We start from the raw sequence: 19,442 nt of genomic DNA on the forward strand, positions 1-19,442 counted from the left end.
GCAGGTCCGCCCTCGAATTAACGGGCGCGACCACTAATCGGTGGTTTGTTAAGGCGGGGCGTAGAGGTTGAGGGACCGTCCTGTAGTGACGGCTGTGACCAGGGCTTGTAGCTCAGCGGGCGGGGGCCTGCTCGACCAGCTTCGCCACCAGCGTTGCAGCAGTGCGCAGGGGGTCAGCCAGCCGCGGACGTGGCGGGCGGCCTGGGGCCAGCACAGCGGCACGGGTGGCACTGCGGCGCCGGGGCCCCCTCTCTGCGCCGTCGGCGTCGGCCGGGGTGGGCGGAAGGTGTGGTGGCGGGGCCGGATCGGCGGGCCGGGCATGCCAGCAGAAGGTGAACGCGCAGGCCGCCAGGGCCCAGTGGCGGCGGATCGCGGCATCGGAACGGACCTGGAAATCGGCCCAGCCGAGTTCGTCCTTGACCTGCTTGTAGCCCTGCTCGATCCAGGTGCGCAGGCCGTACAGGCGCACGATCTCGGCCAGGTCGGCGGCCGGGAAAGACGAGAGCGCAGCGCGCGGAGCGCCGGGGCGGGGCAGACTGGTGGCCAGATACCAGGTCGCCTTGGCCGGCAGCGTCGCCGGGTCGGTGGTCGCGACGATCAACCGGACCGCCTGGTTGGGGCCGTAGCCGCCCAAGGCCGCCTCCGCGGCCCACCACACGCTGGTGCGGCCGTCGCGGAAGCGCCGCACGACCGTGGTCCAGGCACCCGGCGCGTGCGGACCTGCCCAGGACAGCTCGCGGGCGGCGTCGACCGGTGTGTGCGCCTCCTCCACCGGGGCCCAAGAACCCTTGTGCGGCTTGAGCGCAAGTACGAACGGCAGCCCAGCGGCCCACAGTTCAGCGGTGAAGGCCGCATTGTCGCCGTAGGCGCAGTCGGCCACCACTGCCTGAAAATCTACCCCGACGGCCTGAGCCCGACCCGCCAGAGCGGCCGCGAGCTGCGGCTTGGTACGGAAGTCCGGATCGCTACGGCCACCAGGCAGCCGACTCGCGGGGGTGTAGGGAACCGCGTGCAGCGGATAATAGACCCGCTCGTCGGCCCACAGGGTGGTCACCGCCACGATCCCGTTCTCGATCTTCCCGACCGAGCCCAGGTACTGATGGGCGGTGTGTGCGATGGCGGTGCCGTTCTTGCGGTCGCCTCCTGTCGTCGACCACCAGCACTCCGCCTGCGTGCGGCGCAACCGCCGGATCGGCCCGCAGCAGCTCAAGACGCCGGGCGTTGACCCTCTCGTGATCCCACGGCGACTCCGACGCAGAAGAACTGCAGCCGCTGCACCGCCGCGCTCTGGACTCCGGCCACTGGCTCCGCGCCGGCCAGGGCCGTCAACGTCTTGTTGCGGTCGCGCGGCAGCAGCAGCCCGGCCAGATATTCACGAAACCCCCGGCGCTGCGCGAGCGAGCACCACAGATCATCGAACCGGGCCGCGTAGTCCTCCAACGGACCCGGCGCCGGTGGACACGGACGTCGCGTGGTCGCCATCACAACCACCCCTGAACAGCACCGACTACCCCTATCCACCGGCCTACCTCGGCATCAACCCCATGTCAACAAAGCACCGATTAGCGACGCCATCACCAAGCTGTCGCCAGCCACCACCGCCGACGCCATACCCAAGACCTCGCCCGGAACTACAACTGAAGGGATAGGACGCTTTTCCTCCTGCAAGCGGAGTCTGGACGCCACACAGAAGCCTGGACCCCCGTCGGCGCCCAGCGCGCGTACGTCATGGCCTTGTTGCACGCCTCGCCCGGCTTGCTGCCCGGCACGGCTGGACCACCCGAGACGAACCCCGCTGACCTGCGGCTCAGCGCTTATCGAGAAGTCTCGTTGGAATATGACCACGACCCCGAGCAGGCCCAGCAGGCCGAAGCGCGGCGCCGCGCACGCGAGCAGGGACGCAGCTACCGGCCACCGTCGCCCGGCATCACCCCGCAAAGCCCCAGCCGGGGATACGGCCGCTGACATCCCGGAGCCCGATCAAGGGTTATTAGTTAGCGGATGCGGGCCACGCCGGAACGCCCAGGCGTGCCAGGGCTTTGGGACTCTCCTCGCGGGCGGTAACGCCAAGGGCTGATCCGCGGAGTCATCTGAACCGTCGCCTGAACGGGCCGGACCGGCCTGTTCAGGCGACGACAGGTTCGCCGCTCAGTGCGACGCCGGCCCGGCGCAGTTCGTCCAGTGCGGTGCGCGTGGTGTCGGCAGCGACGCCGGCGGTGTAGTCGAGCAGGACCCGCACCGTGAAGCCCGCGCGCGCTCCGTCCAGTGCCGTGGCCTTCACGCAGTGATCGGTCGCGATGCCGACGACATCGAGGTCGGCGATGTCACGGGCCTTCAGCCAGGTAGATAGTGTCGTGCCGTCCTGGGTCGAGCCCTCGAAACCGCTCTTGGAGGCGGAGTGAGCGCCCTTGAAGAAGACCTCGTCGACGTGCCCGGAGTCGACGGCGGGCGCGAAATCCGGATGGAACTCGCCTCCCTCACTACCGACGACGCAATGCACAGGGAATGAGTCCTGGAAGTCGGGGTTGTCGGAGAAGTGAGCGCCCGGATCGATGTGGTGGTCGCGGGTCGCGACGACGAAGGCATACTGCCCCTCGGCGCGCCGGACCAGCTCGGCGATGGCGGCGGCTCGATCCGCGCCGCCCTTCACCGGAACGCTGCCGCCCTCGCAGAAGTCCTTCTGCACATCGACGATGATCAGTGCACGACTCACGGAAAATCCCCTTTCCTCGGGTGCATCTCTCCGATGATCACCCTTCCGCCGGTGGGCGGGCACACCACTCGCCGGACGTTCACCGACCGGCCTGGCGCGCACAGCGACGCGGTTCACCGCTCCAGATCCGGGCCACATCCACCCGACTGTGACATTCAGTGTAAGTATACTCACTATACGTGTTCGCACTGGGGGCAGAAGGAGGTCCCAGTAGGCCCTCCGCTCCCGGGGATCCCGGTAGAAATAGCTGTGAATCCAACGATGTTGCTGATGACCTGCGAAGACTCCGCGGGAAACACGATCACGGGACGGCGGGCCAAGCTCCAGGTCAGACCCATATCCGTTGGATTTTCCGCGATTACTACCGGAACCCCTAGCGGTACAGGCTGTTTCAAGCAGGTCAGGGTGGCTCGTGAGCGGCAGTGTCGGGTCAGCCTGTCGGCCCGAACAGGACGGCATAGTCCGGCGCGATAACACGATCCTTAGTGGGCGTCTGAAAAGCGTAGTTCCTGATTGATTGTCGGTTACGTGTCTCGCCAGGTTGGGGTGGTTTCGTCGGTGATGCGCCGGGCAAGGTTGTCGATTGATGCGATGCGGATCATGGCTGCGGCGTGATCGGGCCGGGTTTCATAGTCGCGGGCGAGGCGGCGGTGGAGCATGAGCCAGCCCAGCGTGCGCTCGACCACCCAGCGGCGTTTGACGACGTGGAAGCCGGGATGGTCAGTGCGGCGTGGAACGACTTCGACGTCGATCCCCAACGTGGCGCCGTGTTCGATGACGGCGTTCTTGAAGCCGGTGTCCACCCACGCTTTGGTGATCGTCGGATAGGTGGCACGAGCCTGGGTGAGCAGGGTCTTGCCGATGGCGTTGCCGGACAGGTCGGCGGCGACGACGATGACGGCCAGGAGCAGGCCCAGGGTGTCGGTGAGGATGCCGCGCTTGCGCCCGGCGATCTTCTTGCCGGCGTCGACGCCCTGGGTGTCGAGCGAGACGTTTGTCGAGGTCTTGATGCTCTGGCTGTCGATGATGCAGGCGCTGGGCTCGGTCTTGCGGCCCTCCTTGACGCGGGTGATGCCGGTCAATTCCAGGCCCAGCCGCATCGAAGATGCCTTCCTTGGTCCAGGTGGAGAAGTAGTGGTAGACGGTGGCGTGCGGCGGGAAGTCGTGCGGCAGGTACTTCCAGGCGATGCCTGTGCGGTCGATGTAGAGGATCGCGTCGAAGATGTCGCGCAGGCTGGTGGCCGGGTCGGCGACGTTGATGCCGGCTTGTGCGCGGGCCTGCAGGCGCGCGGCGCGCCAGGCGGAGAGGGGCGGCTCGATTAACGCCCAGCGAGCATCGGACAGGTCAGACGGGTAGGGACGGCGGGGGTCATGGCATCGTGGTAGCAGACCTGTGTCCGAGAGCCGGCATCTCGGGGCTTGGGCGTTTCCATCCCATCGCGAGATTAGACGGGCATGAGGTCACCGATCGGGCGAACCTGTGGGCGCCCACGGCTTTCCTCGCACTTCGAAACGCTACATACCGCTTAATCGACGCGCTTCAGGCATGACTGAAACACCATCAAAACCCATCAAATCGCCGTCAGATGCCCACTCATCGCTCCACAGCGTGGTATCGGCCGCCAGCATTCTGATCACGTGCAGGACCAGCCCCGATGCCTTCCGTAGCCGTTTGCCGTATCCCGACTGTCCGGGCAGGTAGGGGAACATCCCTCCCAGTTCGGCGTGGGCATGGCGCAGCCAGCGTCGTTCGGAGACGAAGCCCGGCAACGCCGACATGACCGCCAAGGTCACCAGTTCAGCGTCGCTGAGCGTGGGCGCGATACCCGTCTTCGGCCGCCATGGGGCCAGGCCCGGTGAGGCCTTCAGTAGATCATCGACCTTCACATACAGTGCGGTTGCGAGGGTGTCCAACTTGGTCGTCACAAACTGAGGGTGGGCGCCCTCGCCCTATCTCCGCAGCTACGCCTTGGACTCATTCATCTAGACCCGGCGGCACCGACCTCGACGCAGGCCCGATCCCGAACGGCCTTTCACGCCACGATCCGCGCCGCCGGCCACGCTCTGGCAGATCCCCCGTCATTCCCCAGCCGAGACGATGACCTCCACTGTCTCTCGGCTGAAGGATCTGCCGGCTCTCCGCGCCCCGGGCAGGAAAACCCGGGGCGCGGTAAGGGCATGCCGATTACGGATACATCCGGCGGCGATCACCGCCGACCGGCCGGCCTGCCGAGGAGGAGCAGGTCGGCCGCCGCTTCACCGTGGTTCTGGTTTCGGCGGGGTGAAGGCCAGCCTGTTGAGCGCTTCGAACAGCTGCTCCTCTTCGTGAGCGAAGTGGGTTTCGAGCTGCTCGGCGAGCCTGTCCAGCGTGACCATCACGTGCTGCGCATTGCCTGTTCCCGCGGCGGAGAGCTCTTCGCGCAGCTCGCGTTGCAGGTGGGCCACGATGACGCGGTCTCGTCTGAGCCGATCCAGGGTGGGCGCGAGCTGGGGGAACTCCCGCTCCAAGAGCGGGAAGGCGAGGGTGTCCTCCCCGGTGTGGTGCTCGTGTAGTGCGTCGCACCAGGTGAGGCAGCAGGTGCGCAGGTCCGTGCCGAGAGCCGGGGTCTTCCCTTCGGCGAGCTGCCTGCGCAGTTCGGTCAGTTCCTCGCGGAACCGTGCGTGGATGGCGACCAACTCGTCCCCGACAGCCCGGGCGCGTCCGTCGCTCACGACAGCGCGAGGTAGTCGGTGCAGCCTTCGTGGTCCCCACCGTAGAAGGTGGCTCGGTCCGGTTCGTTGTACGGCCTGCCGCGCCGTACCCGCTCCGGCAGGTCGGGGTTGGCCAGCCAGAGGGCGCCCAGGCTGATGACGTCGGCGACGGTCAGCGCCTCCTCGGCGGCTTCGGGCGAGACGCGGATCTCCTCTACCGGGGTGGTCCCGGAGTGGGGATTGAGCGTGAGCACGCCGGGCCAGGCAGCGCGGATCTCCTCGGTGACCCGCCTGTTCCCGACTTCCGGCAGGTGCACGTAGGCCAGGTCGGGGCGGAGCGCGCGGACCAGACAGGTGTAGACGCCCATCGGGTCGCTTTCCTCGATGTTGTTGTACGGGTTCCCCGGGGACAGCCGGATGGCGGTGCGCTCGGGGCCGATCGCCTCGGTCACCGCGTGAGTGACCTCGACGGCAAAGCGGATCTTGTCTCCGTACTCGTCGGTTCGCAGGTTGACGTTGTCGGACAAGAATTGCTGGATCAGGTAACCGTTGGCGCCGTACAGTTCCACCCCGTCGAACCCGGCGTCAATGGCGTTGCGTGCGGCCTGGGCGAAGTCGGCGATCGTCTGAGCGATCTCCGCCATGGTCAGCGCATGCGGTGTGGGGTGGTCGAGCATCGTCCCGTCGCGCGCGGTCATCTGCCCGCCTGAGGGGACGGCCGAGGGCGCCACGGGGAGTCTGCCATCGGGATACAGGCTGGGATGCGCGACCCGGCCGCTGTGCCAGAGCTGGGCGAAGATGCGGCCGTCCCGGTCGTGCACGGCATCGGTCACTCGGCGCCACGCCTTGACCTGCTCAGCGTTGTGCAGGCCCGGGGTGTCGATGGAACCCTGCCCGATCACGGAGGGCTGGATGCCTTCGGTGATGATCAGCCCTGCGCTGGCGCGCTGGGTGTAGTACTCGGCGGTCAGTTCCGTGGCTAAGCGGCATTCCAGAAATTCCGCTTGTAACCAGCCGAGAGCCAGGTCTTGCGTCCCGTCATGCCTGACGCAGTCCCAGGTACCTGACGTATGCGGTGGTTGTCCCGCCGCATCCATCACATGATCGCTACAGTGATGACCTTCTGTCGGCTTGTTCAGCCTTGGGGTGGTTGTCGGCGGTTGCCCCCGTGGCGATCATCGAGAAGACGGCCAGGTCATGAGCCTCGCACCCGTCCTGCTCGGCCATCCGCAGTGTGCCCTCCCGCTGGTATCCGGCCTTTTCGGCCACCTGCAGGGAAGCGACGTTGTCGACGCGGGAGTGCAACTGAACCCGCCGCATCCCGCCGTCGGTAAGCGCCCACCGTCCAACCGCGCGCGCCGCCTCGGTCGCATAGCCTCGACCTCGTTGACCGGTGTGCATTCCGTAACCGATCTCGGTGCGACCAGCCTCCCAGTCGGTGTCCCGCAACCCGATGCTGCCGACGATCTTGCCGGTGCTCTGCTCCACTATCGCCAGGTGGACACCCTCGCCGTCCAATCGCCGCTGGTGCACTTTGTCAGTCAGCCATCCGTCCACGTCAGCGACCGCCCCAGGGGAGCCCGGCGGCAGTGCCGTTCGATCCCCGGCCGCCACGAATGCCACCACAGATACAGCATCCTGCGGCCCGAACTCACGAATCTCCAACCCACCGGAGATGATCTTCACTGGAGGAAACATGGTGTGCAGCGTAAGCCCTCACCCAGTGCGCGGTGCAGGGGGATGGCGCCCGTTCGTGGCCTCGCGAGCCGAGAGGATCCACTCGCGCTACTACTGAGCCCGTAGATCACGGAACAGCCCGGCCTTCGGCCCCACGCCGACAGCCCGGGAAAGCAGATCTGCGTCATATTGTCCGGGACGCGGATCGGAGCTCTGTCCCGGCGATGCCCTTGTCAATGCCTGCCTATCCCGGCGGCCTCACGCTCTGTTACGCGCAGAACTTCTGGATAGGCGCTTAGCCCTCCGGTGGCGGCCCGGCTGCGGGTCATCGGGGCCATCGCCAGCCGGTCGGGCAGGTCGAGCTTGCCGACGGTCACGCTGTCAAACAGTGTCTTGGCCATGACGTCTTGGCCAAGACAGGGACGTTAAGGACGGGACCACTGGGCCGACATCCGTAGTGCCCGCGGGGTAGCGTCACGGGGGTGCAGATGACAGTAAAAACGGAAATATCCGCGCTGGTGAAGCAGGCAACCGGCGGCACCCTGCTCATCCGAGGCGCGGCGGGATCGGGCAAGTCCACCCTGTTGGAGGAGGCCGCGCACGGTCGGCGAACGCTGCGCACCACCGGCATCGAGACCGAGTACGGCCTGCAGACGGCAGCTCTCGACCGGCTCCTACGTCCCACATCACTGCGCAATGCCACCGACCCGTTCCAGGCTGGGGAGGCGCTGATAGCGCTATTGAGGGAAGGCCCTCGGGTTGTCCTGGTCGACGATGCCCACTGGCTGGACCGTTTCTCCGCAGACGCGCTTGTCTACGCCGCGCGCCGAGCGCATGCCGAGAGTGTGGCGATCATCTTCGCGGCCGACGACGACTTCGACGCTCCCGGCGTACCGGAGCTGGCCCTGCCCGCCCTGGACGCGGCCGAGGCAGCGGAGCTCATCGCCGACGTCGAACTGAACCCCCAGGTCCGCGAGCGGATCGTGCGGGAAGCGGAAGGCAACCCGCTCGCGCTGCGCGAGTTCGCCGCCGCACTCACCACCGAGCAACGTCTCGGCCGCGTAATACCGCCGCCCCTGCTCGCCGTACGCCCGCGCGTGCTCGGCCGGTTCGGTCACCGGCTGGCCGCCGCGGTCTCCGAGGGCAGCCGCCCGCTCCTGTCCCTGATCGCCGCGGAACGCGATGGCGACCTGGCCGCCATCATGACGGCAGCGGCCGCGCTCGGCCTGACCGAGAACGACCTTGCGGAAGCAGAGGGCGTCCTGCGTGTCACGGGGATGCGGGTAGAGTTCCGGCACCCCCTGGACCGCGCCGCCGCCTACTATCTGGTCCCGCTCGCGGACCGGCTACGCGCGCACCGCCTGCTGTCCAACGCCGTACACGACCCGGTCCGCCACCTGGCGCACCAACTCGCGGCCACCATGACCCCGGACGAGAAGATCGCAGCAGAGCTCGAAGACCTCGCCCGCCGCGCCGATCCCCTGCTGGCGGCCTGCATCTACGACCACGCCGCGCTCCTCAGCGCCCAGCCGGAACAACGCACCCGGCGCAGCGGCGCGGCCGCCAGACGACTCCTGCGCGCCCACGACTACGAGCGGGCGCTGCCCCGCCTCGCGGGCCAGGAGAGCGTCCAAGCACTGCTGCTGGCCGGAGACGACGACGCCGCCCTCGCTCTCGCCACCCGGCAGGTGGCGCGGCTGCGCGAGCAAGGCCGATGCGACGCGCTGCCAGAACCGCTCGGCTGGCTGGCCCGGGCTCTGATCGCCGCAGGCCGGTTTTCCGAGGCCAGAGCAGCTGTCGAGGAGGCCGCCCAGATCGCCACTGACGCTGCTCCCACACCTGACCTCCTCGCCGAAATCGCCGCCCTCGAAGGTTCCTCCGATGGTCTGCCGGGTCTGCTGGAACTCGGGCTCGGCCAGTTCCACGAGGCCCTCCCCCACCTGGAAGCGCGCTGGCGCCAACCAGACACTCCCATGATCGCCGCCGCCGACTTGGTAGAGGCAGCGATCATGGCCGGCAGGCCCGAACGCGCCGCCGAGCCGCTCGCCCGCTTCACCGAGTGGGCCGAGCGGGCCGGCCAGGACTGGGCCATGGCGGTGGCACTGCGCATCCAGGCCTTGGCCGGCCAGGGCGAACAGGCCGACGACCTGCTGGCGCGCGCCGTGCACCTTCACGAGCGGGGCGGACGTCCCTTCGAGCGAGCCCGCACCGCTCTGCTGTACGGTCAGCGGCTCCGCCGAGCACACCGCACGTCCCAGTCGAGGCATCCGCTCCGCCTGGCGGCGGAACTGTTCGAGCATCTCGGCGCCGCAGCGTGGGCCACGCGGGCTCGTGCCGAACTGCATGCGGCCGGTGAACACTCCGCTTCGCGAGCAGACCCGCTCAGCCAACTCACCTCACAGGAACGCCGCATCGTCCGGCTGGCCGCAGCGGGCGTCAGCAACCGTGAGATCGCCGCACAGCTCTTCATCAGTCCGAGAACCGTGGAATACCACCTCTACAAGGCATATCCGAAACTCGGCGTCGCCTCCCGACACGAACTTCACACCGTGCTCAGAAACGGCTCCCCTACAGGTGACGAGGGTGGCCGCGTGACCTCAGCCGCGGGTGGCCCGGCGCGGAAATCCTGAAACGACAAGATCCCGCCTGATCGCGATGATCAGACGGGATCCCGTCAGCTCGGGGTCCAGGGAGTAATCGCGGAAAATCCCACGGATATGCGTCTGACCTGCGTGGATAGAGCTTGACCTACCGTTCTCGTGATCATGTTCCCCGGGAGTCTCCGCAGATCAGCGACAACATCGTTGGATTCACAGCCATTACTACCGGGACCCCGCACAGCCTTCCGAGACCTGCGATGTAGTGGCTTACCGCCAACGGCCGTTCCGCTGTTCCTCAACCCCGATTCTGGAAGGATCACCGATCCGGCTGCAGGTTGAGCGCCTGCCCGGCGACAACGAGCCCAAGCCGGTGTGGCTGTGGTCCTCGCACACCGGCCTGACCGCAGAACAGGTCGACCGGCTCTGGCAGGTGTTCCCGCGCAGGTTCGATCTTGAGCATACCTTCCGGCTGTTCAAGCAGACTCTGGGCTGGACCACGCACCCAAACCCGGAAATCCCGGCCCCGGACGACCATCCGGCTCCACGAACCGCCGACCGGCACCCCACTACGACGTCGGCAAAACCATCAAGCGAGAAACCGCCCTCGCTGCCCGGCTTGGACAGACAGGTTAAAGATCAAGCTTAGGTCAGGGCGCTGAGGCCGTAGCGGGTTCGGGCGCGGCCGGGCTCGGGGCCGGAGCCGGACGGCGTACCAGGGCGATCGTCGCCACTGCGGCGGCGAGCGCAATCGCCGCCGTGGTCATGGTCGCGGCGTTGAGGCCGGCCGCGTAGGCGGCCGGGACGACGGTCGCGTCGGAGAACTGGCTGATCGCCTGCGCGGCCTGGCCGCCGGTGAGAGCCTCCGTCATGGCGGCGGGATCGGGCACCTCGCCCTCCAGGGAATGTTGCAGCGTCGCACGGAAGACGCTGCCAAGCACCGCGATTCCCAGCGCGTAGCCGAGCTGCCTGAACGCGCTGACAGCACCGGCCGCCATCCCGCTTCGCTCCGGCGGAACGGAGCCCATCGCCGCCGCCGTGACGTTGGGGAGGGCCAGTCCGACGCCGATCCCGGTGATCGCGAACCCGGGGATGACGGCGGTCCAGCCCGATCTCGCGGTCAGCACCGCCTGGCTCAGCGTCCCGATCCCGATGAGCAGCATTCCGGCGCCGACGGTCCACCGGGGTGACACCCGGTGGAGGAAGCGCCCGGTCAGCCAGGAGGTCACGAACGACAGGCCGCTCATCGGCAGGATGACCAGCCCGGCCCCGATCGCGCTCAACCCTTGGACGGACTGCAGCCACAGCGAGGTGTAGAGCAGGTGGGCGAAGGCCGCCCCCGACATCACCAGCGAGGCGATCATGATCCCGGCGAACGTCGGGTTGCGGAACAGACGCAGGTCCAGCAGGGAATGCCGGGCACGGATCTCGACCACGACGAAGGCGATCAAGGCGGCTGTCCCGATCGCGAACATGCCGAGCGTCGTCGCCGAGGTCCATCCGTTCTCTCCCGCCCTTGTCAGCGCGTACGTCACCGCGCCAGCGGCCAGGACGAACAGCGCCACACCGGGCAGATCGATCCGCCGTGCCGCCGGGTCGCGCGACTCGCGAACCACCCTCAGGGTCAGCCCCACGGCCAGTACACTGACCGGCAGGTTCACCAGGAAGATCCACCGCCAGCCGAACTCCTGCGTCACCAGCCCGCCCAGGAGCGGCCCGACGCCCGCTGCCGCGCCGTTCACCGCCCCCCAGACGCCGAACGCCACTCCCCGGTCACGTCCCTCGTAGGAGGCGTTGACCAAGGCGACGGTCGTCGCGAACATCATCGCCGCGCCGGCGCCCTGCACCGCCCGCGCGCCGACGAGCACCACCGCGTCCGGAGCCAGCCCGCAGACCAGTGACGACAGCGCGAACAGCGCCAGCCCGCTCACATACACCTTGCGGCGTCCCACCAGGTCGGCGAGCGCGCCCGCACCCATCAGCAGCGCGGCCAGCACCAGCGCGTAGACGTCCATGACCCACTGCAGCGAGGAGAACGACGACTTCATCCCCATCGCGATGTCCGGCAGCGCCACCGTCACGATGTTGACGTCCACCAGCAGCATGAACGCCCCGAGACAGACCGCCGTCAGCGGCCACCACTTGCCCATATCAGTCCTCCGTCGGTCGTTGCGGACCGCCGGAGCGGTCAGGCGGCAACGATCGCCGAAGAATTGTGAGAGATCCATCCAGAAGGGCGTAAATCCATATTTTCGACATCTTTTACTCTTGAGTGGTGAATTTCCCCATCGGCGCCGTTGCCGACGCCCTCGATCGCAAGCTCATCCACGCGCTGCAACTGGACGGTCGGGCACCGTTCAGCCGTATCGCCGACGTCTTCGGCGTCTCCGACCAGACGATCGCCCGCCGCTACCGCCGATTGCGCTCGCAGGGCGTGCTGCGCATCGTCGGCGTCCCCCCAGCCAACTACGTCGCCCACGGCCGATGGCTCCTCAGGCTCCGCTGCGCGCCCGGCGCAGCGCAGAGCGTCGCCGCCACCCTGGCGCGGCGTCCTGACACCGCCTGGGTCCAGATCGTCTCCGGCGGTACCGAACTGCTCTGCATCGCACGCACCCGCAGCCAGGTCGAGAGCGAGCAGCTCCTGCTGGACGGGTTGCCGCGCGGTAACCGGGTCGTCGCCATCGCTGCGCATTCGGTCCTGCACACCTATTACGGCTCACCCGGCAGGATCCGCAGCCTGGAGGCTCTCAGCCCGGAGGAGGTCCAGCGGCTGAGCCCCGAGCCGGCGCCGGAGATCGACGACATCCAGCCTCTGGATCCTGGCGACCAGCAGCTCCTCGACATCCTGGCCCGTGACGGCCGGGCCGGCCACGCCGAGCTCGCCGCCGCGACCGGCTGGTCGCAGTCCACCGTCGGACGCCGTCTCGACCATCTGCGCGGCATCGGCGTGCTCCACTACTACGCCGAGTTCGATCTCTCATACGTCGGTTTCCACACCGCGGCCCGATTGTGGGCGACGGTCGCCCCCGCGGAGCTGGTCGCTACCGGGCAGGCGCTCGCCGGGCACCCCGAGGTCGTCTTCGCTGCGGCCACCACCGGGCCCACCAACCTGGCCGTCCAGGTCGTATGCCGTAACTCCCGCGAGCTCTACCGTTACCTCACCGAACGGGTGGCCGCCCTGAAGTCGATCGGCCACGTCGAGACCGCCCCCATCGTCCAGAACGTCAAGCGCGTCGGCGCCGTCCTCGACCCGGCCTTCCTGGATACACCGCGCCGCTGACGGCTGAGGCGTTCAGTCCCAGAACGCCTCTTCGAGGGCGCGCGTCACGGCGCACTGCACCTGGTGACGCCGACCCGAGCGGAGGGCCGGGTAGAGGTCCGGTTGTCGTCCGCAGGATCGTGGATCTTCCCACGTTTGGGAGCGTGCGTTGCTCGCCGGAACTGGGGTCGTAGCCCGTCGAGGATGAGCTGAGCGATATGCGCAGAGCGGGTGCGGCTGGTTTCTGCGCCGGCGTGGCGGATCGCGGCGAAGGCGCCGGCGACCAGTGCCATTACCTCCTCAGCGGTGAGGTCGGGGCGCACGGCGCCGGCTGCGTGCGCGCGATTCAGCAGGTCTGCGACATGACGCGTGAGATCTGCCGCGACATCCGGGGCGGCGGTGCGCAGGTCGAACTCGGCGGCCACCAGCGCGCTCTTCACCGCTACGTTCTCGGCGCCGCTGGCCATCATCGCAGACAGCAGCGTGAATAGGGCTGCGGGATCGCTAGTTGCGGCAAGTGCTTCTACTTTCGCTACCAGTTGCCTGAGCTGGTCGGTCGCGACGGCGAGATACAGCGCTCCCTTTGTCGAGAAGTGCCGGTGGACGGTGCCGGGGCCAACGCCCGCGCGGCGGGCGATCTCGTCGAGCGAGACGCCAAGACCCTCCGTTGCGAACAGTTGCTGCGCGATCCGCAGGACCCGCTCGCGATTGCGGCGCGCGTCGGCCCGCAGCTCCCGGTCGCTCCCGTAAGCTGCCGCCGGGCTCGCTGAGGCTGGCTGAGGCGGCTGGCTGGACATGTCGGCATCAGCATAACCGGGGCGTCGCCCCGGTTATGGTCCGCGCCGCTCATCATGACCCAATCCGTCAGTCACGAGGAGGCCACGCCGGTGACCACACGCGAGGACGCGAGCGCTCTGGTGGAGCGGATGCACGAGTGTTTCAACAGCCGGCAGTTCGACCAGGCCGTCGACCTGCACACCTCCGGCTTCTTCTGCCATCCGCTCGGCACCGCAGGGTTCGAGGCGGGCAAGGACGCCTGGCGCACGCTCGTTGCCCGGTTTCCGGGTATGCGCGTTGTCGCTCAGGACATCCTGGTCGACGGTGACAAGGCCGCCGTCCGCTCGACCGTCGAGGGGATCACGGCCCCGGGCAGCGACGTGCGGCCCATGCTGTTCGAGATCTTCCGCTTCGACGATGGCCGGTTCGCGGAAATGTGGGGGGCAGCACGGGATTCCCGCCCTCAGCCAGCCCCGAGGATTTGGTCGTCGGGTGAGCCGACCGGGTCTGCGACCGCAGAAAGTGCTCCTGGCCTGGGGCGATGAGGGGGTCGACATCCTTATCCGGATCCGGCCCAGGCCGAGGAGTGCTTGACAACGGTCCACGCCCTCCACCTCGCTGCGCGTCCCCGCTTACACCCGGTAGTCGCAGCGATGATCGAGGGCCTGCTGCGGCACCGCACCGACGCCGAGACCGAGTCGAACTACGTCGACACCCATGGCACCTCCGTGGCCGGCTTCGTCTTCACCGAGCTGCTGAACTTCCGCCTGCTGCCAAGACTGCAGAACATCGGCAGCATCCGTCTATGCCGCCCTGACGACGCCCCGCCCGGCCGGCCAGCGCTCGACGGCTCACTGACCCGAGCGATCCGATGGGAGCTGATCGCCCAGCAGTACGACCAGATGGTCAAGGCGGATGAGACGCGCGAAATCCTCAGTGAGCAGTTGCTAACGAGACCAGAACATGCCGGGTCCCGGGCAGAGGCGGGGTGCCTCCCGGTGCCTGAAGCGCACGTGCTCGAGGTCGAGGAACCCCCGGAACAGCCGGTGGCGCCGAGGACGATCTTGACACCGCCGGCGAAGGCGGTGTGTGCCCGGCCTATGAAGCGGACCGCGCCGGGGTCTGTCAGGGGCTCAGCGACTGTCAGACCGGTCGTCGGTAGATGCGGGTCAGGGCGTCGAGTGTTCGGGCGAGGTGTTCGCGGAGTTCGGCTGGGGCGAGGATCTCCGCCTCGGCACCGAGTTTGAGGAGTTCGGGAAGGGCTTGTTCAATGGACTCGATCGGGATCGTCACCCGAGTCCAGCCATCGGGGTCTGGGGGCGTGGCGGTCCGGCGTGCGGCGTCGGCCATCGCGGAGTCCCACAGGTGCGGCAGTTGGTCATAGATCCTCGGGGAAAGACGGAGAGTCGCCTCGTCCTGGTGGCGGCGCGTGTCGAAGGATTTCAGGTAGTCGTGCCAGTAGTCGGCCAGGTCGAACCCGTCGGGCCGATCGAAATGCTCGTCGAGGACACGGAGATCCACGATCCGCGCAATGCGGTAGGTGCGGAGTTGTTCGCCGGGGCCGGCCACGAGGTACCAGTGCCCGGCCTTGAGCACCAGCCCGTACGGTTCCACGGTCCGGGTGATCTCGTGAGGTTCGGCCCAGCGCAGGTAGCGCATCCACACGACGCGGTCATTCCACACCGCGTCCGCGACCGCGCTCAGGTGCGGCGTGCGGTCGCCATCGCGATACCACGCCGGGGCGTCGAGGTGGAACCGCTCAGCGATCCGGCCGGCGCGGTCGCGCAGTTCGGCGGGCAGGGAGGCCATGAGTTTGAGCTGCACGGCGGTCACGACGGCGCCCATACCAAGGTCGGCGGCGGCCGCGGGCACCCCTGTCAGGAACAGTGAGTCGGCCTCATCGCCGGTCAGCCCCGTTAGCCGGGTGCGGAACCCGCCGAGCAGCCGATACCCGCCGTCATGGCCGGGTTCGCCATACAGCGGCACACCCGCCGCGCTGAGGGACTCCATGTCGCGGTAGACGGTGCGCACGGACACCTCCAGCGCGTCGGCCAGTTCCTGTGCCGTCATCCGTTTCCGGGTTTGCAGCAGCAACAGGATGGACACCAGCCGGCTCGCACGCATGCGGTGAAGTCTGCCTCAGTCCACTGACATGAGGTGTCAGTGGAGTCGAAATAGCGTCCCGCCCATGGACATCGACATTGATATCGACCAGTTCGTCAACCGATACGTAGCGGTATGGAACGAGTCCGACCCGGTTGCGCGCCGACGTGCCATCGCCGGACTGTGGGACGCGGACGGCATACAGGTCACCGAATCCGCGCGATACCACGGCCATGACGCCCTTGAGGCCCGGATCACCGAGGCCCATCACGATCTGGTGCGGGACGCAGGATTCGTCTTCCGGTCCGCGGACGACGCGACCGGCCACCACGACACGGTCACCTTCACCACCCACATGATCCCCGCAGGCGGCGGGAGCATCGCCTGGACCGGCCGCATCTTTCTCACCCTCGGTGGGAACAGGCTCATCCGGCACGAGTACCAGTTCGCCGTGGACACGCCGGACGAGACGAAGGCGAGCACTCGTGCCACGACGGAGGAGTTCCTTCGCCGGCTGGGCGAGGGCGAACCGGACCGGATCGCCGAGCTGTTCGCCGAGCGCGTCGACTGGCAGTTGGACTGGCCGGAGGGCGGTCATCCAGCGGTGCCGTGGATCCGTCCTCGCTCCACCCGCGCCGACGTCGCCGATCACTTCCGGGAAATAGCCGCTTTCCATGTCCCCGAAAAGTCGGCCGGTGGAGTGTCCCGCGTCCTCATCGACGAAACGGAGGCGGTGGTGCTCGGCGACATCCGGCAGATGGTGAAGGTCACCGGGAGGCGATACACGGCCCTGTGTGCGCTTCACCTCACCGTCGAGGACGGGCTGATCACCCGCTACGCCGTCTACGAAGACAGCCTCACTGTCGCCGAAGCCCTCGCCAACCAGCCGGTTAACCGCTGAACACGCGGTCACCTCGCAGGACCTGCCACCCCCTCACTGAGTGCCCGTGAACAAACTGATCGCGGATGCGTCAGCGGACGACCAGAGCTTGCGAATCCCCTCAACACAGAGTGACCTTCCGGTGACAGCAGCGGTGTCCAGTCGTGCTGCACCGGAAGGTCCGATGCCCGTTGTACGCCCCCCATCCTTGTCGCGGTCACCCCTGAGGAAGAAACTGGCTGCTCGTGCGTAGCCTGCCGTTTTGGCCACGGAATCGGCCATCCGGCTAGACGCCCGGCTGCCGCTCGTGCTGCCGGCCGAACGCCTCTCACGCGGGCACCCCCTGCGATACCGCTATGCGTCCTTCGCGACCTGCACCATCCTTACCAGGTAGCTGATGTCCTCGTCGAAGGTGATCTCGCGCAGGATGGTGGTCGGCCACCCCTCCTCCATTCGCCAAATGAAGGCATACAGCACCGGCACGTCGTCCTTGACCCGGCGCATGATGATCGCCGCGTGGTCGCCGAAGTCGGTGGTGGCCGGGAAGGTGACGTCGTCGATGGAGTCGCCCACCGACTGGCCTTGTTCGCGCAGGGCGCGGAAGCGTGCCATGAACTGGGCCTTGGTCAGGATGACCGTCTGGCCGGACTTATCCACCCGCAGGTTCTCGAATGCGGGGTCATACAGCTGGTCCAGCGTGTCCACGTCCATGGCCAGTCCGGCCTTGAGGTAGCTCCACATGCTGTCTACGAGTGCCTGGTTCATGAGCACATCCTTCTATAACGATGTTACAGCGAGGCCAATGTAACACAGTTATAGAGTGGTCGTCGTGGACGCCGAGACGATCGTGAAACAAGCCCTGACGCTGCTGCAGCAGGAAGGGCTGACCGGGGTGACCTTCCGCAGGCTCACCACCAGCCTGCAAGTCAAGGCCCCCGCCATCTACTGGCGCTTCAACGACAAGCAAGAACTCCTAGAGGCGATGGCCGAAGCCATCCTGCAAGAACAGTTCGCCGAGCTCACGCCACTGCCCCCAGGCCAGGCCTGGCAGCCCTGGCTGGCCGCCATCCTCCACCGCCTGCGCCAGGCACTGCTTGCCTACCCCGACGGCGCCCGAGTCGTTGCCGGCGCCCGACCGCCCGGCACACCCACTCTCGCCCGCATCGCCGAACACGCACTACGCACCCTCGAAGACCGCGGCCTGCCCCTCGCCGAGGCGGCGAACGTCGTCTTCACCGGCATCCACTACACCTTCGGCCACGTCATCGAAGAGCAGGACTCCGCAGACGCCCACACCATGGACGCCCAAACCGCCGAAGAGTTCACCCAGGCGTTCCCCACCATCGCTCGCGCCCTAGCGGAAACCCGCCGCACCGGACTCACCCCCAACGACATCTTCAACGCGGGCGTATCCCTGATCATCGGAGCCCGCGTCTCCCCAGGTACCTGACACGCGACACCGATAGGCCTGTAGGCTTCCACCCTCCCTCAGGCCATGGTCAGAAGTTCGGGGCAGGCACTTAACGATCGGGTTGTTCATGGACCACCAAGGCCGATTTGATCTGCACTGCCGGCAATGCGGCGCTCGTCTCTTCCTCGTTCTGATCGGTCAGGCGTTGCAGCTCGGTGAGGATCGTGGCGGGGCTGCTGGTCAGGATCGGGTTGCGGCGCAGGTGCGCCACCTCGAGCTGGCTGAGCTCGCGGCGCACGACGTTCGGTCCGTATTTGACGACCAGCAGCGTCCCATGGTGGATCACCGCCGACTCCACCCCCTGGAGCGCCTGCATCACCGTGGCGAACGCCTCGGCCTGGGCCTTGTCGACCTCGGCTTGACGGGTGTCGAACCCGTACAGCCCGCTTGCGCGGCCCGCCAGGTCGAAACCAGCGTCGATGGCGCCGCTGTCCACGCGCTTTTTGACGCCGGTGACCAGGGCACGCCACAGCGAGCCACGCACCGCATCGCCCCGATAGACGATCTACCGGCCCTGGGCGGTCAGCCACTGGGCGACCGCGCGCTCGAGGGCGGCCGCGGCCGCATCGTCGCCGCTGACGTAGATGGTCAGCGGGGTGCCGCCCGCAGAGGTCATCACCTGGTCACGGGCCGCCGCTTCGGCGTTGAGCCGCTCGCGGTAGCGCCGCTCCGCCGTCGAGGCGGGGCTCGAATGCGCATGCGCCACCCGCTCCAGGGAGGAGGCGAATTCCGCTTGCCACGCGGGGGAAGCGTCGGTGGGGATGTCGCTTAACGCGCCGCTCAGCCGCATCAGCGCCAGCGCCATGGACGGGGCGGTTTCGCTGAGCGTCGCGGCCAGCCGCTGCACGAGGTCGTCGATGAGGGCGAGGTCGGCAGGTTCGCGCTCCAGCTCGGCCGTGATCTCCATGAGGTGGCGGCGTACGGTGCGCTCGGTGTCGAAGTCGAGCAGATGCGCATGCTCCAGCAGCAGGCGCTCCAGTGCCTGGGCCACGGCGCGCCGCCCCCACCCCACCAGCACGGGCGGGCTGATCCCAGCCCATGCGTGTGCGCCCGACGCGATGGAACCGCTGACGCTACCACCGGAGATGCGGATGCCATGGTTGGTCTGACCGGGCTGCGCGCCCTGCCCGGGGGCGGTGTCATCGGGCATACAGGCTCCCATCGGCTGACCGGACGGTAGGCAGGCGGCGGGATACGAAGGCTCGGTTATCGCATTGGTCGCCGGCGCGAGTCGGTGTTATGCGGCACACGCCGCGGTTGCGTCCGGGGTTGAG

The 19,442-nt window shown here is 67.7% G+C and carries 21 protein-coding genes and 2 pseudogenes; 8 read left to right on the top strand and 15 right to left on the bottom strand.

Annotated elements, in window-relative coordinates:
- Positions 1-112: 112 nt before the first annotated feature.
- On the bottom strand, positions 113-1,183 hold the full coding sequence (locus tag ACQPYK_RS28550) for an IS701 family transposase (protein WP_433237268.1): 1,071 nt from the start codon (positions 1,181-1,183) through the stop codon (positions 113-115).
- Positions 1,184-1,206: 23 nt separating this feature from the next.
- Positions 1,207-1,482 carry a hypothetical protein gene (locus tag ACQPYK_RS28555; RefSeq protein ID WP_433237271.1) on the bottom strand — a complete coding sequence of 92 codons (276 nt, stop codon included), beginning with the start codon at positions 1,480-1,482 and terminating at the stop codon, positions 1,207-1,209.
- Positions 1,483-1,830: 348 nt separating this feature from the next.
- Here ACQPYK_RS28555 and ACQPYK_RS28560 point away from each other — a divergent pair, with 348 nt between their 5' ends.
- Entirely contained in the window at positions 1,831-1,965 is a 135-nt protein-coding gene (locus ACQPYK_RS28560) for a hypothetical protein (protein ID WP_433237274.1), read from the top strand.
- A gap of 160 nt (positions 1,966-2,125) precedes the next feature.
- On the opposite strand, the gene ACQPYK_RS28565 is transcribed toward ACQPYK_RS28560, so the two are convergent.
- From ACQPYK_RS28565 to ACQPYK_RS28595, 7 genes and pseudogenes are all read right to left on the bottom strand, one after another.
- On the bottom strand, positions 2,126-2,713 hold the full coding sequence (locus ACQPYK_RS28565) for an isochorismatase family protein (protein WP_433237277.1): 588 nt from the start codon (positions 2,711-2,713) through the stop codon (positions 2,126-2,128).
- Positions 2,714-3,237: 524 nt separating this feature from the next.
- Positions 3,238-4,102 (bottom strand): annotated as a pseudogene (locus ACQPYK_RS28570) (IS5 family transposase).
- 192 nt (positions 4,103-4,294) lie between these two features.
- Positions 4,295-4,639: pseudogene (locus ACQPYK_RS28575) on the bottom strand (IS982 family transposase); the annotation flags it as partial.
- A gap of 330 nt (positions 4,640-4,969) precedes the next feature.
- Positions 4,970-5,425: a hemerythrin domain-containing protein gene (locus tag ACQPYK_RS28580; protein WP_433237280.1), complete on the bottom strand. Its 456-nt coding sequence runs from the start codon at positions 5,423-5,425 to the stop codon at positions 4,970-4,972.
- A complete protein-coding gene (locus tag ACQPYK_RS28585) occupies positions 5,422-6,501 on the bottom strand; it encodes an alkene reductase (RefSeq protein ID WP_433237283.1) in 1,080 nt (359 codons plus the stop codon). The genes ACQPYK_RS28580 and ACQPYK_RS28585 overlap by 4 nt, the downstream gene beginning before the upstream one ends.
- 10 nt (positions 6,502-6,511) lie before the next feature.
- Entirely contained in the window at positions 6,512-7,102 is a 591-nt protein-coding gene (locus ACQPYK_RS28590; protein WP_433237286.1) for a GNAT family N-acetyltransferase, read from the bottom strand.
- Positions 7,103-7,314: 212 nt separating this feature from the next.
- A complete protein-coding gene (locus ACQPYK_RS28595) occupies positions 7,315-7,482 on the bottom strand; it encodes a hypothetical protein (protein ID WP_433237289.1) in 168 nt (55 codons plus the stop codon).
- Between the two features lie 87 nt (positions 7,483-7,569).
- Here ACQPYK_RS28595 and ACQPYK_RS28600 point away from each other — a divergent pair, with 87 nt between their 5' ends.
- Both ACQPYK_RS28600 and ACQPYK_RS28605 read left to right on the top strand, forming a co-directional pair.
- Complete coding sequence (locus ACQPYK_RS28600; RefSeq protein WP_433237292.1) at positions 7,570-9,711, top strand: LuxR C-terminal-related transcriptional regulator; 2,142 nt, start codon at positions 7,570-7,572, stop codon at positions 9,709-9,711.
- Positions 9,712-9,943: 232 nt separating this feature from the next.
- On the top strand, positions 9,944-10,327 hold the full coding sequence (locus ACQPYK_RS28605) for a hypothetical protein (protein ID WP_433237295.1): 384 nt from the start codon (positions 9,944-9,946) through the stop codon (positions 10,325-10,327).
- A 1-nt stretch (position 10,328) separates the two neighbouring features.
- Here the strand turns inward: ACQPYK_RS28605 and ACQPYK_RS28610 are convergent, their stop codons facing one another.
- Positions 10,329-11,828, bottom strand: coding sequence for an MFS transporter (locus ACQPYK_RS28610; protein ID WP_433237298.1), 1,500 nt, complete (start codon positions 11,826-11,828; stop codon positions 10,329-10,331).
- A 125-nt stretch (positions 11,829-11,953) separates the two neighbouring features.
- Here ACQPYK_RS28610 and ACQPYK_RS28615 point away from each other — a divergent pair, with 125 nt between their 5' ends.
- Positions 11,954-12,958, top strand: a complete 1,005-nt coding sequence (locus ACQPYK_RS28615) for an AsnC family transcriptional regulator (protein ID WP_433237301.1) — start codon at positions 11,954-11,956, stop codon at positions 12,956-12,958.
- A gap of 44 nt (positions 12,959-13,002) precedes the next feature.
- Here the strand turns inward: ACQPYK_RS28615 and ACQPYK_RS28620 are convergent, their stop codons facing one another.
- The gene (locus tag ACQPYK_RS28620) at positions 13,003-13,734 is read right to left on the bottom strand and encodes a TetR/AcrR family transcriptional regulator (RefSeq protein WP_433237304.1); all 732 of its coding nucleotides are present in this window, start codon (positions 13,732-13,734) and stop codon (positions 13,003-13,005) included.
- A 90-nt stretch (positions 13,735-13,824) separates the two neighbouring features.
- Between ACQPYK_RS28620 and ACQPYK_RS28625 the strand changes: the two genes are divergently transcribed.
- Together ACQPYK_RS28625 and ACQPYK_RS28630 are read left to right on the top strand one after the other, a co-directional pair.
- The gene (locus ACQPYK_RS28625; RefSeq protein ID WP_433237307.1) at positions 13,825-14,259 is read left to right on the top strand and encodes an ester cyclase; all 435 of its coding nucleotides are present in this window, start codon (positions 13,825-13,827) and stop codon (positions 14,257-14,259) included.
- Positions 14,260-14,367: 108 nt separating this feature from the next.
- Entirely contained in the window at positions 14,368-14,961 is a 594-nt protein-coding gene (locus ACQPYK_RS28630) for a Tn3 family transposase (protein ID WP_433237310.1), read from the top strand.
- Here the strand turns inward: ACQPYK_RS28630 and ACQPYK_RS28635 are convergent.
- Positions 14,858-15,838, bottom strand: a complete 981-nt coding sequence (locus ACQPYK_RS28635; RefSeq protein WP_433237314.1) for a helix-turn-helix transcriptional regulator — start codon at positions 15,836-15,838, stop codon at positions 14,858-14,860. The genes ACQPYK_RS28630 and ACQPYK_RS28635 overlap by 104 nt on opposite strands.
- 64 nt (positions 15,839-15,902) lie before the next feature.
- Here ACQPYK_RS28635 and ACQPYK_RS28640 point away from each other — a divergent pair, with 64 nt between their 5' ends.
- Positions 15,903-16,718 carry a nuclear transport factor 2 family protein gene (locus ACQPYK_RS28640; protein WP_433237317.1) on the top strand — a complete coding sequence of 272 codons (816 nt, stop codon included), beginning with the start codon at positions 15,903-15,905 and terminating at the stop codon, positions 16,716-16,718.
- 333 nt (positions 16,719-17,051) lie between these two features.
- On the opposite strand, the gene ACQPYK_RS28645 is transcribed toward ACQPYK_RS28640, so the two are convergent.
- Positions 17,052-17,462 carry a hypothetical protein gene (locus ACQPYK_RS28645; RefSeq protein WP_433237320.1) on the bottom strand — a complete coding sequence of 137 codons (411 nt, stop codon included), beginning with the start codon at positions 17,460-17,462 and terminating at the stop codon, positions 17,052-17,054.
- Between the two features lie 55 nt (positions 17,463-17,517).
- On the opposite strand from ACQPYK_RS28645, the gene ACQPYK_RS28650 reads away from it, so the two are divergent.
- The gene (locus ACQPYK_RS28650; RefSeq protein WP_433237323.1) at positions 17,518-18,147 is read left to right on the top strand and encodes a TetR/AcrR family transcriptional regulator C-terminal domain-containing protein; all 630 of its coding nucleotides are present in this window, start codon (positions 17,518-17,520) and stop codon (positions 18,145-18,147) included.
- 70 nt (positions 18,148-18,217) lie between these two features.
- Here ACQPYK_RS28650 and ACQPYK_RS28655 read toward each other — a convergent pair whose 3' ends face one another.
- Both ACQPYK_RS28655 and ACQPYK_RS28660 read right to left on the bottom strand, forming a co-directional pair.
- On the bottom strand, positions 18,218-18,652 hold the full coding sequence (locus ACQPYK_RS28655) for a hypothetical protein (RefSeq protein WP_433237326.1): 435 nt from the start codon (positions 18,650-18,652) through the stop codon (positions 18,218-18,220).
- A gap of 21 nt (positions 18,653-18,673) precedes the next feature.
- Positions 18,674-19,318 (bottom strand): hypothetical protein, encoded by a 645-nt coding sequence (locus ACQPYK_RS28660; protein WP_433237329.1) that lies wholly within the window; start codon positions 19,316-19,318, stop codon positions 18,674-18,676.
- Positions 19,319-19,442: the final 124 nt, after the last annotated feature.

The sequence above is a fragment of the Streptosporangium sp. CA-135522 genome (genome assembly GCF_050949235.1).
Classification (GTDB): Bacteria; Actinomycetota; Actinomycetes; order Streptosporangiales; family Streptosporangiaceae; genus Streptosporangium.

What these genes read in the sequence shown, in the direction of transcription:
- ACQPYK_RS28555 (WP_433237271.1), bottom strand. Translation starts at nt 1,482, where the DNA reads ATGGCGACCACGCGACGTCCGTGTCCACCGGCGCCGGGTCCGTTGGAG.
- ACQPYK_RS28600 (WP_433237292.1), top strand. Translation starts at nt 7,570, where the DNA reads ATGACAGTAAAAACGGAAATATCCGCGCTGGTGAAGCAGGCAACCGGC.
- ACQPYK_RS28630 (WP_433237310.1), top strand. Translation starts at nt 14,368, where the DNA reads ATGATCGAGGGCCTGCTGCGGCACCGCACCGACGCCGAGACCGAGTCG.
- ACQPYK_RS28640 (WP_433237317.1), top strand. Translation starts at nt 15,903, where the DNA reads ATGGACATCGACATTGATATCGACCAGTTCGTCAACCGATACGTAGCG.
- ACQPYK_RS28635 (WP_433237314.1), bottom strand. Translation starts at nt 15,838, where the DNA reads ATGCGTGCGAGCCGGCTGGTGTCCATCCTGTTGCTGCTGCAAACCCGG.
- ACQPYK_RS28610 (WP_433237298.1), bottom strand. Translation starts at nt 11,828, where the DNA reads ATGGGCAAGTGGTGGCCGCTGACGGCGGTCTGTCTCGGGGCGTTCATG.
- ACQPYK_RS28620 (WP_433237304.1), bottom strand. Translation starts at nt 13,734, where the DNA reads ATGTCCAGCCAGCCGCCTCAGCCAGCCTCAGCGAGCCCGGCGGCAGCT.
- ACQPYK_RS28645 (WP_433237320.1), bottom strand. Translation starts at nt 17,462, where the DNA reads ATGAACCAGGCACTCGTAGACAGCATGTGGAGCTACCTCAAGGCCGGA.
- ACQPYK_RS28660 (WP_433237329.1), bottom strand. Translation starts at nt 19,318, where the DNA reads ATGCCCGATGACACCGCCCCCGGGCAGGGCGCGCAGCCCGGTCAGACC.
- ACQPYK_RS28585 (WP_433237283.1), bottom strand. Translation starts at nt 6,501, where the DNA reads ATGGATGCGGCGGGACAACCACCGCATACGTCAGGTACCTGGGACTGC.
- ACQPYK_RS28590 (WP_433237286.1), bottom strand. Translation starts at nt 7,102, where the DNA reads ATGTTTCCTCCAGTGAAGATCATCTCCGGTGGGTTGGAGATTCGTGAG.
- ACQPYK_RS28595 (WP_433237289.1), bottom strand. Translation starts at nt 7,482, where the DNA reads ATGGCCAAGACACTGTTTGACAGCGTGACCGTCGGCAAGCTCGACCTG.